Origin of the sequence: Nocardioides sp. T5, assembly GCF_048161455.1 — a bacterium.
In the GTDB taxonomy this organism is placed as follows: Bacteria; Actinomycetota; Actinomycetes; order Propionibacteriales; family Nocardioidaceae; genus Nocardioides.
This window is the reverse complement of record NZ_CP182415.1, coordinates 3,625,036-3,638,990: the sequence shown is the minus strand read 5'-3', so window position 1 is coordinate 3,638,990 and position 13,955 is coordinate 3,625,036. Positions and strand designations below refer to the sequence as shown.

The window sequence follows — 13,955 nt, the reverse complement described above, 5'->3', positions numbered from 1 at the left end:
GATCAGGACCGTGGCGCCCCGTGGCGCTCTGTGAAGGGTGGGGTGGAGATGGCCAGCACTGCTGGAGACCGCAGGCGAGGCCTCGGGCGCAGGTGGACGTTGAAGGTCGTGGTGCTGGCGCTCGTCGCCGCACTCAACGCGCTGGTGGGGCCGGCGCTCCTGGGCGGGCCCACCGCGGCCAACGCCGCGGACCCGTGCGGTCCCTCGGGCAACAAGGTGGCCTGTGAGAACTCCAAGCCCGGCACCGACCCGGACGTCTGGGAGATCAACGGCGCGGGCGACCCCGAGATCCAGGGGTTCGCGACCGACATCTCGGTCAACGTCGGCGAGCGGATCGACTTCAAGATCGACACGGGTGCGTCGTCGTACACCATCGACATCTACCGCATGGGCTACTACCAGGGCCTCGGCGCCCGCAAGATCACCTCCGTGGCACCGAGTGCCTCCCTTCCCCAGAACCAGCCCAACTGCATCACCGACGTGCAGACCGACCTCGTCGACTGCGGCAACTGGGGCGTCTCCGCCTCGTGGAACGTCCCTTCCACGGCCGTCTCGGGCGTCTACATCGCTCACATCAAGCGCTCGTCCGGGGACGGAAGCCACATCACGTTCATCGTGCGCGACGACTCCAGCCGGTCAGATGTCGTCTTCCAGACCGCCGACCCCACCTGGCAGGCCTACAACACCTACGGCGGCGCCTACTTCTACGGCGGCGGCTCGCACGGCCGCGCCTACAAGGTCAGCTACAACCGGCCGGTGCTCACGCGTGGCCGCGAGAACGGCCGCGACTTCTTCATGTCCGCCGAGTACGCGATGGTCCGCTTCATGGAGCGCAACGGCTACGACGTCAGCTACATCGCCGGCGTCGACACCGATCGCCGCGGCCAGCTGCTCACCAACCACAAGGTCTTCCTCTCCGTCGGGCACGACGAGTACTGGAGCAAGGCGCAGCGGTCCAACGTCGAGGCCGCCCGTGACGCAGGGGTGAACCTCCAGTTCCTCAGCGGCAACGAGGTGTACTGGAAGACGCGCTACGAGCCCTCGATCGATGGGACGGGAACCGCCCACCGGACCCTGGTCTCGTACAAGGAGACGTGGGGCAACGACAAGATCGACCCGGACCCCGAGTGGACCGGGACCTGGCGCGACCCGCGGTTCGCCCCGACCTCGCGCGGTGCAGGCGTGCCGGAGAACGCGCTGGTCGGCACGCAGTACCAGGTGAACTTCAGCGACCTCGCGGTGCGCGTGAGCGCGGAGGAGGGAAAGCTCCGGCTGTGGCGCAACACCTCGCTCGCGTCCATGAGCAGCGGGTCGGCCGCCCTCGCTCCGCACACCGTGGGCTACGAGTCGAACGAGGACGTCGACAACGGGCACCGACCGGACGGACTGATCCGGCTGTCCACGACGACCGGGGCGGTCCCCGAGTACCTCCAGGACTTCGGCAACACGGTCGCTGCTGGGACCACCACGCATCACCTCACCCTCTACAAGGCGCCCAGCGGCGCGCTGGTCTTCAGCGCCGGCTCGGTCCAGTGGGCGTGGGGCCTCGACGGGGTGCACGACTCCGCCTACGCGCCCGAGCCGGCGGATGCCCGCATGCAGCAGGCACAAGTCAACCTGTTCGCCGACATGGGCGCGCAGCCAGCGACCCTGATGACCGGGTTGGTCGCGGCCGCGAAGTCCACCGACACCACCGGTCCGACGGTGTCGATCAGCAGCCCCTCGGCCGGCGTCAGCGTCTCCAATGGCCAGGCGATGACCGTCACCGGCACCGCCAGCGACACCGGAGGCGGCCGGGTCGCCGGCGTCGAGGTGTCCACCGACGAAGGACAGACCTGGCACGCCGCCACCGGCACCACGTCCTGGTCCTACTCGTTCGTCCAGCACGGCCTGGGGTCGACGCCGGTGCGGGTGCGGGCGATGGACGACTCCGCCAACATCGGGGCTGTCGCCACCCGGTCGTTCAACGTCCAGTGCCCCTGCAGCATCTTCGGGTCCGAGGCCCCGAAGATCGCCGCGGTGGACGACCCGTACGCCGTCGAGCTCGGCGTCCGATTCGTGCCCCTCAACGACGGCTTCGTGACCGGCGTCCGCTTCTACAAGGGGGCCGGCAACACCGGCACCCACGTCGGCTCCCTGTGGAGCACGAGCGGCGAGCGCCTGGCCCAGGCGACCTTCGGCACCGAGACTGCCACCGGGTGGCAGAGCGTCGCGTTCGCCACGCCCGTCGCGGTCGCCGCCGGACAGCCGTACGTCGCGTCGTACACCGCCCCCAGGGGCAGCTACGCGCTCGAGAGCTGGGGCTTCGCTGCCGGGTCGAAGGAGTCCGGACCGCTGATGGTGGAGGGCGGGTACGGCGCGCCCGCCGGGGGTCTGTTCGCGGCGCCCGGGGCCTACCCGAGCTCGAGCCACCAGAACGCCAACTACTTCGTGGACGTCTCCTTCACCACCACCGACAGCTCCGAGCTGATCGCCATGAGCCAGTCACCGCTGGCCGGTTCGTCGAGCGTACCGACGACGACCACGGTGAGCGCGCGGTACTCCAAGCCGCTGCAGCCGGGCACCGCTGCGCTGACCCTGAAGGACGCCAACGGCGCCGTCGTGGCCGGCTCCACCTCGTACGACGCCACCACCCGCACGGTGACCTTCACGCCCACTGCACCGCTCGCGGGTTTCGTGAAGCACACCGCGACGGTCACCGGCCGGGACACCAGCGGCAACCCTGTGGCCAACGGCGGCACCTGGTCGTTCACGACCGTCAGGCCGCCGAACCCGCCCGGGGTCTGCCCGTGCACGCTGTTCGACGACTCGCTCGTTCCCGCCGTCCTCGAGGCGGCGGACCGGGATGCGGTGACGCTGGGCGTCCGCGTCACCCCGGACACCAACGGCCAGGTGACCGGCATCCGGTTCTACAAGGGCGTCAACAACACCGGAAGCCACACGGGCACCCTGTGGGCCGCGGACGGCACGGTGCTGGCCACCGGTACCTTCACCGACGAGTCGACGACGGGCTGGCAGACGCTGACCTTCCCGACGCCGGTGACGGTCCGCAAGGACACCACGTACGTCGCGTCCTACCGCACGACCGTGGGTCGCTACTCCGCCACTCTGGGCGCGTTCGCGGCCGCCGACCTGTCGCGGCCCCCGCTCCGGGTGACCTCGACGGCAGGCGCGTACACCTACGGCACCGGCTTCCCGAACAACACCACATCGACCAGCTACCTCGTGGACGTGGTGTTCGAGAAGGTGCCCCCGACGATCGCCGTCGCGAGCCGCACGCCGGCGCCGGGAGCCATCGGCGTGCCGCGCGGCACCACGGTCCGCGCCGACTTCACCGCGCCGGTCGCACCTGGCTGGTCACTCGGGATCACCGCCAACGGCTCCGCCGTCACGGGCACGGCCTCGCTCAGCGGTGACGGCACGTCGCTGGTGTGGACGCCGTCGACGCTGCTGCCGCCCGACACCGATGTCGCCGTGACCTTGGCCGGTGTGGTCTCCCAGGACGGCGCCACGCTGCCCACCCAGACATGGACGTTCCGGACCAGGGGTCCGGAGACCGTGGACCAGCAGACCCTCTTCGGGGACATCGTGCCCCGGATCGAGTCGGCGGACGACGGTGCACCGGTGGAGCTCGGGATCGTCCTGGAGCCCAGCCGCAACGGGCTCGTCACCGCGATCCGCTTCTACAAGGGTCCCGGCAACGGTGGCACCCACACCGGCTCGCTGTGGAGCGCCACCGGTGCCCGCCTGGCCGAGGTGACCTTCACGGACGAGACGGCCTCCGGCTGGCAGACGGCCGTGCTGTCGACGCCTGTCGCCGTCCAGGCAGGACAGCGGTACGTCGCCTCCTACCTCGCGCCGACCGGTCACTACTCCTACACGCCGGACTTCTTCACCGGCCCGTGGACCAGCGGTGACCTCACGGCCCCGGCTGCCGGAAACGGGCGCTACCTGTACGGCGCGGCAGGCGGCTTCCCGACGTACTCGTGGGGCAGCGCGAACTACTTCGTCGACGTCGTCTTCCAGCGCACCCCGCCCACCATCGCCGTCCAGACGCGCACACCCGAACCGGGGGCGAGCGGAGTGACGGTCACGACGAGACCGTCGATCACGCTCTCGGCGCCCCTGGCATCCGGCTGGACGATGGGCGTCGAGCGCGCCGGGACTGCCGTGGCCGGTGACGCGGCCCTGGGCGGCGACGGGTCGACGATCACCTTCACCCCGACCAGCTCACTGCTGCCCGACACGGAGTACACGGTGACCGTCTCGGGCGCGACCTCGACTGAGGGTGCGGTGCTCCCGACGCAGACCTGGACCTTCCGCACGGCCGCCGTCGTGTCGGCCTCGCTCCTCGAAGGAGTCGTGCCGACCGTGTCGTCGGTGAACGACCCCGACCCGGTCGAGCTCGGCACCGTGTTCACGCCGTCGCAGAACGGCACCGTCACGGCCGTGAAGTTCTACAAGGGCGCCGGCAACACCGGCACCCACACCGGTTCGGTGTGGAGCACCGATGGCACGCGACTGGGTCAGGTGACCTTCACCGGCGAGAGCGCGAGCGGATGGCAGACCGCTGAGTTCGCGACGCCCGTGCCGGTCGCGGCCGGGACGCCGTACGTCGTGTCCTACTACGCACCGAACGGGCACTACTCCGCCACACCGGCCTACTTCAGCACTCCGCGGACCGTCGGCCCGCTGACGGCACCCGCCGGGGACAACGGTCGCTACCGGTACGGCAGCGGCGGCGGGTTCCCCAACGGGTCGTGGAACTCCACCAACTACTTCGTCGACGTCGTGTTCGCGGCATCGCCCTAGGAGGACGGAAGCACATGACGGTGCAGGGGGCGCCGCCGACGGTTGTCGGAGCAGAACCGCACGCCGAGGGGCCGGAGCAGCGGACCGACGCGCAGGCGCTGCGTCGCGACATCGGCCGTGGTGTGATCTGGGCAGCGGCCAGCAACATCCTGATGCGGATCGGTGGCATCAGCGTCACCGCCGTGGTGGCGAGGATCCTGTCACCCGAGGAGTTCGGCGTCTTCGCCATCGCCCTCGCTGTCTTCGTCGTGGTGACCAGCCTGGCCGAGCTCGGCATGGCGTCAGCGGTGGCCCGCTCGGTCCTGGAGCCCGACGACATCGCCGGCACCGTCACGTCCATCTCGCTGATCGTCAGCACGAGTCTGGCGATCCTGATGGCCCTCTCGGCCGGCCCCCTGGCGACTGTGCTCGGCGTGCCGGAGGCGGCCGGTCCGATCCGGGTGATGTCGATCTGCCTGGTGCTGACCGGCATCTTCGCCGTCCCGGGAGCCCAGCTCGTGCGCAACTTCCGGCAGGACCGGATCCTCCTGGGCACCGTCGCCGGATTCGTTCCGGCCAACGTGGTGCTCATCGTGATGGCCCTGGCCGGACAGGGGGCGATGGCGTTCTCGTGGTCGCGCGTCGTCGGTCAGGTCGTCACCGGACTCGTCTTCGTGGCCTGCGTCAACCGGCGCTACCGGCCCCAGTGGCGGCGCGAGCTGGTCGGTCCGCTTCTCCGCTTCGGCCTGCCGCTGTCGCTGGCGAACCTCATCAACTGGACCTTGCTGAACGCCGACTACCTCGTCATGGGCCGCATGGTGAGCGCCGAGCAGATCGGCGTCTACATGATCGCCTTCACCGTGGCCAACTGGTCCACCGCCGTGCTGGGCTCGGTCCTCAACGGGGTCGTGCTGCCTGCCTTCGGTCGGGTCAGCCACGACACGGAGCGATTGGTGGAGTCGCTCGTGTCCGCCACCCGGCTGGTGGGACTCGTCGCCCTCCCGATGGCAGCGACCACCGTGGCCCTCGCCCCAGGACTGGTCCGCACGGTCTTCGGCGAGACGTGGGCCGGAGCAGCGCCCGTGCTGGCGGTCCTGGCCGTCTACGGCGCCTCCTTCGCCTTCACCCTTCTCTACGTCAACGTGCTGGTCGCCATCGGTGCGACGACCAAGCTCCTCGTGGTGCAGGTCGCCTGGGTGAGCGCCCTGGTGCCAGCCATGGTCTGGGGCATCCAGGTCGGAGGTCTGGTCGGGGCTGCATGGGCGCACGTGGTCGTCGTGCTCGTGGTCTCGCTCCCTGGCTACCTGTGGGCCCTGCGTTCCCACCTGGGGCCGCTGCCGGCCACCCTCGGGACGACGCTGCTGCGGCCAGTCGGCGCGGCCGCACTGGCGGGCGGGTCCGCCTGGATCGTGGACAGGTGGATCGGCGGCGTCGTGCTCGGCTTCCTCGCTGGAGGCGTCGTGGCGGTGGTGGTCTACCTCGTCGCGGCCTGGTCGATGATCGAGCAGGACCTACCGGAGGTGGGGAGGTTGGTGCGCAAGGTGCTCCCTGGCCGACGGGGGTTCGCGTCTCTTGACGCGTCCGAGCGCCCGCTCCGCGTGGGGATCGCCCTGGAAGGGCTCGCATTGGGCGGGTGCCCCATCAACGCCATCGACCTTGCACGCACGCTCCGCTCGCGCGGTCACCACGTGGTCGTCATCGCGGTGGATGAGGTGGTGCAGGTGTCGGTGTTGCCCTACGCCGAGGCGGCCGGGTTCGATGTCGTACGCATTCCGGCCGGCGGTGGCCTGTTCCGGCGTGCGCTCCACCTGCGTCGCGAGGTACGCCGTCACGACCTCGACATCCTCCACGTGTTCGCGGCCTGGCTGGGTCGCAGTGCGGTCCTCGCCTGCGGCCCGAGTCGGCGCCGCGCGGTCGTCGTGCTGAACTGGTTGATGGACAGCGAGTTCCCCACCACGGGTCGTACGTCCCTGGTGGTGGGGACCGGCAGTCTGCACGCGGACGCGCTCGACCGGCACGGCCCTCGCTCGTACCTCCTCGAACCGCCGGTCGACCTGGCCCGTGACCGTCCCGACCAGAAGGCGGCGACGGTGTTCCGCCGTGCCCATGACCTCGCCACCGATGACATCCTCCTGGTGCTCGTCGGACGAGTCGACGTGCTGACGGCCGCCCAGGAGGTTCACGGAGTCGCGAAGCTGCCCGGGATCCTGCTCGCGATGGACGCGCTCCTCGAGCGCGACGACCCGTCGCTGCGCCTCGTCGTGGTCGGCGACGGCAGCGGGATGGCGCAGGTGCGCGAGCGTGCTGAGCAGGTCAACGCCTCGCTCGGCCGGTCGGCCGTGGTGCTCACCGGTGCGCTGGCCGACCCCCACCCGGCCTACGCGGCCGCCGACATCGGCCTGGGGATGGGCGGCTCGGCCCTGCGCGTGATGGCCCACGCCAAGCCTCTGGTGGTGCTGGGTGCCGCCGGCTTCAGCCAGCTCTGCTCGCCCGCTACCGTGGAGCAGTTCCTCGGCGACGGCTACTACGGCACGCGGGCCCCGGGTCGGCCGGTGGCCGAGCTCCTCGGCCACCTCGACTCCCTGGCCGACCCGGTCGCTCGGCGCCGGTTGGGAGACTGGGGCCTCGACTTCGTGACCGAGAGGTACGGATTGGAGGCCGGGGCCGATCGGCTGGAGACGATCTACCGCGACAGCCTGGCCCACGACGACTCCTGGTTCGAGCGTCTCGGTGACATGGGACATCTCGCCGGGCGGAGCCTCCTCGGCAGCCTCCGGCGGCGGCTCGCGCAGAGACTGCGAGCACGGTCGTGACCAGGGTGCTGCTGGTCTCGCACGAGGCCTCACTGACAGGTGCCCCGCGTATCGCGGCCCTCGTCGGCCGGGCACTGGTCGGCAGGGGATGCGAGGTCGACATCCTCCTCCAGAGGCCCGGGCCACTCGGCGAGGAGTTCGCCGAGGTCGCGCCCACGCGAGTGGCGCGGTTCTGGCGGGTGTCGCGGTGGTTGTGGGCCCACCCCGGGGTCGTGCGGTCCCGCGCTGCCGCCCTCCTCGAGCTCCTGACCGCTGTGGTCGTCGTCGCGCTGCGGCGCCCCGACCTGGTCTACGTGAACTCGAGCTCGTCGGCTGCCTTCGTGCGGGCTGCCCAGCTGCTCGGCCGCCGCTCGGTGCTGCACGTCCACGAGTCCGGGCCCGTGCTGAGCCACTTCCTCGCGCGGGTCGGCATCGAGGACGTGACCGGGACGGGCGCTCGACTCGTCGCCTGCTCCCCGAGCGTCGCGGACGATCTCGCGCTGTTGGGGACGCCACCCGACGACATCGTCCTCATCCCGTCCATTCCCGACGCTGATCGCGTGCTGGCGGGAGCGAGTGCCCGCACGTCGCACCGATCGACGCCGATCGTCGTCGGCTGCTGCGGTGCAGTCGAGTCCCGGAAGGGCGTCGATCTCTGGTTGGCTGCGGCAGCAGCGCTGGTCCGGTCGCTTCCGGAGGGACAGGTGCGCTTCGTCTGGGTAGGTGCCGGTGAACCGCCCCCGGAGGCAGCGGCCCTGCCCTGGGTGACCTTCACCGGCCCGCAGGCCGATCCGTCGAGCGCGATGGCCGACTTCGACATCATGACGCTGCCCTCGCGCGACGACCCGTTCCCCCTGGTGGTGATGGAGGCCATGCTCCTCGGCAAGCCGGTCGTGGCGTTCGACGTCGGTGGCGTGGCTCACCAGCTCGGCGACACCGGACTCGTGGTCGACGCGGGTGACGTCACCGCGTTCGCCCAGGAGGTGCGCCGACTCGTGCTCGACGAAGCGCTGCGTGCGCGGCTCGGCACGCAGGCCGCGGCCCGGGCGCGATCGCTCTTCTCCTGGGAGAAGTTCGAGGCAGGTGTCGCTGACCTCCTCGAGGACGCGCCTCCCCGGCTGGTCAACGCGAGCGGACCGACTCCTGGGTGATGCGCCGCATCGCGCCGGCGAGGCCGATGAAGAGGAAGAGGCACCCGGCGGTCTGCGGGAATGCGAACGCGTCGAAGAAGGCCAGCCCGAACCCGCCGGCCGCGACGGAGGCGAGCACGGCCTGGGCGTACTGCGCGTGCTCCTCGCGACCGCCCTCGAGCTGGAGGGTCCTGCGGGCCGTTCGGGCGCTGACCAGGCCGCAGATGATGAGCGCGAGGAGCGACAGGAGGCCGAGGAGACCGGCCTCGATCGTCATGCCGAGGTAGGCGTTGTCCAGGATCCAGTACTTCGGCAGGAACGTGCCGAATCCCTTGCCGACGAGGGGGGATTCGGCGATGAACGCGCCGGCGATGTCATAGCTGCCGGTCCGCGAGGAGATGCTCGGGTCCTGGTCGGCGTTGGAGAACAGGCCTTGGATCGCACCGAGCAGCCCCGGGACGGTGACGTACAGGACCGTGCTGACAACAGCCAGGAAGCCCAGCGCCCGGAGCCGCTGCTGCAGGTTCCAGGACAAGGCGAGCACGACCGCACCTGCCAGCGCGCAGATGTAGGCCGAGCGTGACATGGAGAAGAAGATCGAGGCGATCATCGCGACCAGCATCGCGCGGAACAGCCACCGGTAGCGCGACTGCACGGAGGCGCACACCGTGACGAGCGGGAGGGCCATCCCGAGCACGACGCCGTACTCGATCGGGCTCATCGACGTGCCGCTCGGCCGGATGCGACCGGAGCGCGTGCCGAGGCTCCACCCCTCGGTTCCTGCGGTGAGACCGGGGATCCGGATGCGGTCGACGAAGAGCTCGCCCGTGACGTACTGCGCCAGGCCGAGCAGGGCGACCAGCCCCGCGGCGAACGCCAGTCTGCGCAGGAGGACCACGAGTCGGTCGAAGTCGCTGATCCCGTCGCAGGCGAGCAGCACGACCCCGGCCAGGCTGATCAGCCGCAGCAGGCCCGAGTCGGCTGTGCTGATCTCGTCGCCGGGCAGCGGTCCGGCCATGGCGTGGGCGTAGGCCACCAGCAGCACCAGGACCAGGCCGAGCATCGCCGCCCGGACGGGACGGGCACGTCCGTCGGAGGGCTCCGAGCGGCGGACCGTGTGCCACGCCCAGTAGAGGAAGATCCCGATGCCGAAGAGGGTCGCGGGGCTGCCCGCGCTCCCCAGGGCGTTGACGACCATCGGGGACGGGATGAACCACAGCAGGCACACGTAGGCGGTCAGGAGCGCGGCGGCGTCGACCCCGCCGCTGCGGGCGATGCCGGTGCGCTCCTGGACCGCGAGCGTCACGATGCCTCGCCGCGCTGGTCGCGCCTCCCGCGCCGCTTGAGCAGGCGTGCCGTCACCTCGACCGGGGCAGCGCGATCGGGGTCGCGCCCGTCAGCGACTGGCGCGTCCACGTGGACGGGGTGCAGCGAGACCGGGGCCGGCGCGCCTGCGACGTCCTCGGCGACCAAGTCCTCCGGGCTCGGACTGCGCCGGCCGATGAGCCATCCGTCGACGAGGGCGATCAGGAGCAGGCCCAGCCCGCCGATGGCCGCCATGGTCATCAGCGCGGCGCGGATCATCGCCTTCCGGGTGGTCGCGGGCACCTCGTCGCGGGTGAGCACCACCGACGTCACCTGCTGCCCCGCCGGGAGGTCCAGCTCGCTCTGCATCTTCTCCAGCTCCACCGGAACGCGGTCGGTGAGCGTCCCCAGGGCTTCGACGGCCACGTCGGGTGCGGGTGCCTCCACCGTGAACACGATGATCGGTGCGCTGTTGGTGAAGTCGGGCGTGATCTCGAACGTCGTCCCGGTGGGGTAGGTCTCGCCGAACGTGTCCGCGACCTTCTTGGACGTCAGCGCCCGCACCACGACGTCGCGGGCCTGGCTGACCCCACCCAGCGCGAGGTAGGGGTTGTCCTGCGTCATCGCTCCCGTCGGGTCCTGGGCCTGCAAGGGCGGGAAGACCAGGACGGTGCCCGTCGCCTCATACGTCTCACCGGTGCGTTGCGCGACCAGGAACGTCGCGCCGACGGTCAGCACCGCCAGTGCGAGGACGAGGTACCAGCGGCGGCGCAGTGCCCGCCACACGACCCGCATCTCCACGACAGCTCTCCTTCCGGTGCTCTGGGGGTGCCTCAGCCGCCGGTGCGGCGGGAGTCGATGAAGTCGGCCAGCGTGCCCACGCTCTCGAACACCTCACCGGTGAAGTCCTCGTCCTCGATGGCGATGCCGAAGCGGTCCTCGAGCGCGGCCGCAAGCTCCACCACGCCGAGCGAGTCGAGCTCCGGCAGCTCGCCGAAGAGCCGCGTGTCGCGGGTGATCGCGCCCGCCCGGTCCTCGATGCCGAGGGTGCGGGTGAGCACCTCGACCACTCCGGAGAGGGTGTCAGCGGGCGTGCCGGCGAGCGTGTCTGCTGGCTGGGTCATACGAGGACCTCCGATGGTGAGGGGTGGCCGAGGAAGGCCGTGGGACTGGCGGTGAGGCCGTAGGCGCCGGCCTGGAAGACGACGACGAGGTCGCCGAGCTCGACGCCGGGCAGGGCGACCTCGTCGCCGAGCAGGTCGAGCGGCGTGCACAGGCAGCCGACGACGGTGACGGGCCCGGTGGGCTCGTCGAGGGCCCGGGTGGCGAGGGCCAGCGGGTAGTTGCGCCGGATGACCTGGCCGAAGTTGCCCGAGGCGGCGAGCTGGTGGTGCATGCCGCCGTCCACCACGGCGTAGCTGCGCCCGCGCGACTCCTTCACGTCGACGACGCGGGTGACGTAGACGCCCGCCTCTCCCACGAGGAAGCGGCCCAGCTCGACCACCACGGTGGCGTCCGGCAGCGCAGGGGAGAGCCGGCTGTCGACGAGCTCGGTGAGCCGTCGCCCGACGACGTCGAGGTCGAGGCGCTCGTCCTTCTCGAAGTAGGGGATCCCGAAGCCGCCGCCGAGGTTGACGTACTCCACGGTGCCGGGCAGGTGCTCGGACAGCTCGAGGACGAGCTCGACCGTGCGCTCCTGCGCGTCCGCGAGGATCGCCGCGCTGAGGTTCTGCGACCCCGCGAAGACGTGGAAGCCGACGACGTCGACGTCGTTCTCGCTCACCTCGCCGAGCAGTGACGGCACGGCCTCGGCGTCGACGCCGAACTGCTGCGGGCCGCCGCCCATCCGCATGCCGGAGCCCTTGACCGCGAACGGCGGGTTGACGCGTACGGCGGCGCGCGGGCGCAGGGCGAGCTCCTTGCCGGTGCGCACGAGGCGCTGCAGCTCCGTGCGCGACTCGACCTCGACCGTCACGCCTGCGGCCACCGCCCGGCGCAGCTCGGCGTCGCTCTTGCCGGGCCCGGCGAAGCTGATGGCGGCCGGGTCCTGCCCGGTGTCGAGCGCCACGGCGAGCTCGCCGGCGGAGGCGACGTCGAGGTGGTCCACGAGCCCTGCGAGGTGCTGGACGACGGCGGGCATCGGGTTGGCCTTGACGGCGTAGCCGAGTCGCATCCGCTCCGGCAGCGCGGCCTTCACCGCTGCCACCCGATCGGTGATCATCGCGCGGTCGTAGGCGAAGAACGGCGTGGCGCCGACCCGTTCGGCGAGGCGGTCGACCGGTATCCCGCCCACCAGCAGCGTCCCGTCGGCGGTGCCGTGGGCGCCCACGTGCTCGCTGGTCCTCATGCCGTCAGCTCCTCGCGCAGCAGCACCCGGTCGAACTTGCCGTTCGGGGAGCGGGGCAGCTCGGCGCGGACCACGATCTCCGCCGGCACCATGTAGCGAGGCAGCTGCCGTCGGAAGGCCGCGAGCAGCGCCTCGGTCTCGAAGTCCGCGGCGGCGGGGCTGACCACGACCACGACCCGGTGGCCCAGGGCCTCGTCGGGCAGGCCGAGCGCGGCGGCGTCGCGGACCAGGCCGCTGTCGTAGGCGACCTCCTCGATCTCGGTCGGGCTCACCCGGTAGCCCGACGTCTTGATCATGTCGTCGGTGCGTCCGACGAAGTAGAGGAACCCCTCCTCGTCGGCGACGACCCGGTCACCCGACCACACGGCCAGCTCGGGGGCGCGCCAGTCGTGGCCGCCCGGGATCGGTCGGAACCGCTCGCCGGTGCGGGCGGCGTCACCCCAGTAGCCCTGGGCGACGAGGGCGCCGCGGTGGACGAGCTCGCCCTCCTCGCCGGGCGCGCACGGCGTGCCGTCCGGCCGCAGGACCAGGATCTCGGCGTTGGGGATGGCCTTGCCGATCGAGTCGGGGCGCCGGTCGACCTCCGCCGGGTCGAGGTAGGTCGAGCGGAAGGCCTCGGTCAGTCCGTACATCAGGAACGGGCTCGCCTGCGGGAAGATCTCGCGCAACCGGGTGAGGGTCGAGCGGGGCATCCGTCCGCCGGTGTTGGCGAAGTAGCGCAGGGACGCCGTGGCCTCGGGCGGCCAGTCGGCGGCGGCGAGCTGGATCCACAGCGGTGGCACGCAGGTGAGCCCGGTGACACCGTGGCGCGCGCACAGTCGTACGACGTCGCGGGCCAGGAGGTAGTTCACCAGCACGACGTGGGCGCCCGCGGCGAACGCGGTCGTGACCTGGCTCAGCCCGGCGTCGAAGCTCAGCGGCAGCGCGGCCAGGATGACGTCGTCCCCGTCGTTGCCGAGGTAGCTCGACACGCTCTCGGCCCCGACGAGCAGGTTGCGGTGCGACAGCACGACGCCCTTGGGGCGGCCCGTGCTGCCGGAGGTGTAGAGGATCGCGGCGGTGTCGACGTCGACCGCCCGGCTCGGAGGAGGCGGCTCCACCACGTCGCCCAGGAGGGTCGGCAGGTCGTGGACCCGTACCTCGTCCTCGTCGGGCACCTCGCCCGGCTCGGCGTCGACGAGCAGCACGTGCGCGAGCTCGCGGCAGCCCTTGGCGTCGTCGCGGACCGATTCCCAGCGCTGGCGCGTCGTGATGAGCACCCGCACCTCGCAGTCGCCGAGGATGTAGGACACCTGGGGCCCCTTGAGCGCGGGGTTGACCGGCACGAACACGGCGGCCGCCACCGAGGCGCCGAAGATCCCGCCGACGGTCTCGGGCCGCTTGTCGAGGTAGAGCGCCACGCGGTCCCCGCGCCCGACGCCGAGGCCGGCCAGCACGGCGCCCGTGCGCCATGCCTGCTCCCAGGCCGAGGCGTAGTCGAGCGTCGCCTCCTGGTGGCTCAGGGCCGGGCGGTCGCCGAAGCGGACCGCGCCCTCCTCGAGCAGGTGGTGCAGGTGCGTCCGCATCAGGTCAGTGCCCCCTCGTTCCGTT

At 71.3% G+C, this 13,955-nt stretch carries 8 protein-coding genes; 3 read left to right on the top strand and 5 right to left on the bottom strand.

Annotation, left to right across the window (positions count from 1 at the left end):
* Nucleotides 1-48 precede the first annotated feature (48 nt).
* From ACNKF0_RS17770 to ACNKF0_RS17760, 3 genes are read left to right on the top strand one after another with little or no spacing between them, the layout of a single operon-like run.
* Nucleotides 49-4,812 (top strand): DUF4082 domain-containing protein, encoded by a 4,764-nt coding sequence (locus ACNKF0_RS17770; protein WP_416954182.1) that lies wholly within the window; start codon nucleotides 49-51, stop codon nucleotides 4,810-4,812.
* 14 nt (nucleotides 4,813-4,826) lie between these two features.
* Nucleotides 4,827-7,604, top strand: a complete 2,778-nt coding sequence (locus tag ACNKF0_RS17765; protein WP_416954181.1) for an oligosaccharide flippase family protein — start codon at nucleotides 4,827-4,829, stop codon at nucleotides 7,602-7,604.
* A complete protein-coding gene (locus tag ACNKF0_RS17760; protein WP_299925724.1) occupies nucleotides 7,601-8,734 on the top strand; it encodes a glycosyltransferase family 4 protein in 1,134 nt (377 codons plus the stop codon). The genes ACNKF0_RS17765 and ACNKF0_RS17760 overlap by 4 nt, the downstream gene beginning before the upstream one ends.
* Here ACNKF0_RS17760 and ACNKF0_RS17755 read toward each other — a convergent pair.
* The 5 genes from ACNKF0_RS17755 to ACNKF0_RS17735 are packed head-to-tail and all read right to left on the bottom strand — an operon-like array spanning nucleotide 8,706 to nucleotide 13,930.
* The gene (locus ACNKF0_RS17755) at nucleotides 8,706-10,019 is read right to left on the bottom strand and encodes an O-antigen ligase family protein (protein WP_299925722.1); all 1,314 of its coding nucleotides are present in this window, start codon (nucleotides 10,017-10,019) and stop codon (nucleotides 8,706-8,708) included. The genes ACNKF0_RS17760 and ACNKF0_RS17755 overlap by 29 nt on opposite strands.
* Entirely contained in the window at nucleotides 10,016-10,819 is an 804-nt protein-coding gene (locus ACNKF0_RS17750) for a hypothetical protein (RefSeq protein ID WP_299925719.1), read from the bottom strand. Before ACNKF0_RS17750 ends, ACNKF0_RS17755 begins: the two co-directional genes overlap by 4 nt.
* A gap of 32 nt (nucleotides 10,820-10,851) precedes the next feature.
* A complete protein-coding gene (locus ACNKF0_RS17745) occupies nucleotides 10,852-11,142 on the bottom strand; it encodes an acyl carrier protein (RefSeq protein WP_299925716.1) in 291 nt (96 codons plus the stop codon).
* Nucleotides 11,139-12,365: a pyridoxal-dependent decarboxylase, exosortase A system-associated gene (locus tag ACNKF0_RS17740; RefSeq protein ID WP_299925713.1), complete on the bottom strand. Its 1,227-nt coding sequence runs from the start codon at nucleotides 12,363-12,365 to the stop codon at nucleotides 11,139-11,141. The genes ACNKF0_RS17745 and ACNKF0_RS17740 overlap by 4 nt, the downstream gene beginning before the upstream one ends.
* A complete protein-coding gene (locus ACNKF0_RS17735; protein ID WP_416954180.1) occupies nucleotides 12,362-13,930 on the bottom strand; it encodes an acyl-CoA ligase (AMP-forming), exosortase A system-associated in 1,569 nt (522 codons plus the stop codon). Before ACNKF0_RS17735 ends, ACNKF0_RS17740 begins: the two co-directional genes overlap by 4 nt.
* Nucleotides 13,931-13,955 lie beyond the last annotated feature (25 nt).

Bases quoted from the DNA above. Each gene is read 5' to 3' on its own strand.
- ACNKF0_RS17770 (WP_416954182.1), top strand. From the start codon at position 49: ATGGCCAGCACTGCTGGAGACCGCAGGCGAGGCCTCGGGCGCAGGTGG.
- ACNKF0_RS17765 (WP_416954181.1), top strand. From the start codon at position 4,827: ATGACGGTGCAGGGGGCGCCGCCGACGGTTGTCGGAGCAGAACCGCAC.
- ACNKF0_RS17745 (WP_299925716.1), bottom strand. From the start codon at position 11,142: ATGACCCAGCCAGCAGACACGCTCGCCGGCACGCCCGCTGACACCCTC.
- ACNKF0_RS17740 (WP_299925713.1), bottom strand. From the start codon at position 12,365: ATGAGGACCAGCGAGCACGTGGGCGCCCACGGCACCGCCGACGGGACG.
- ACNKF0_RS17735 (WP_416954180.1), bottom strand. From the start codon at position 13,930: ATGCGGACGCACCTGCACCACCTGCTCGAGGAGGGCGCGGTCCGCTTC.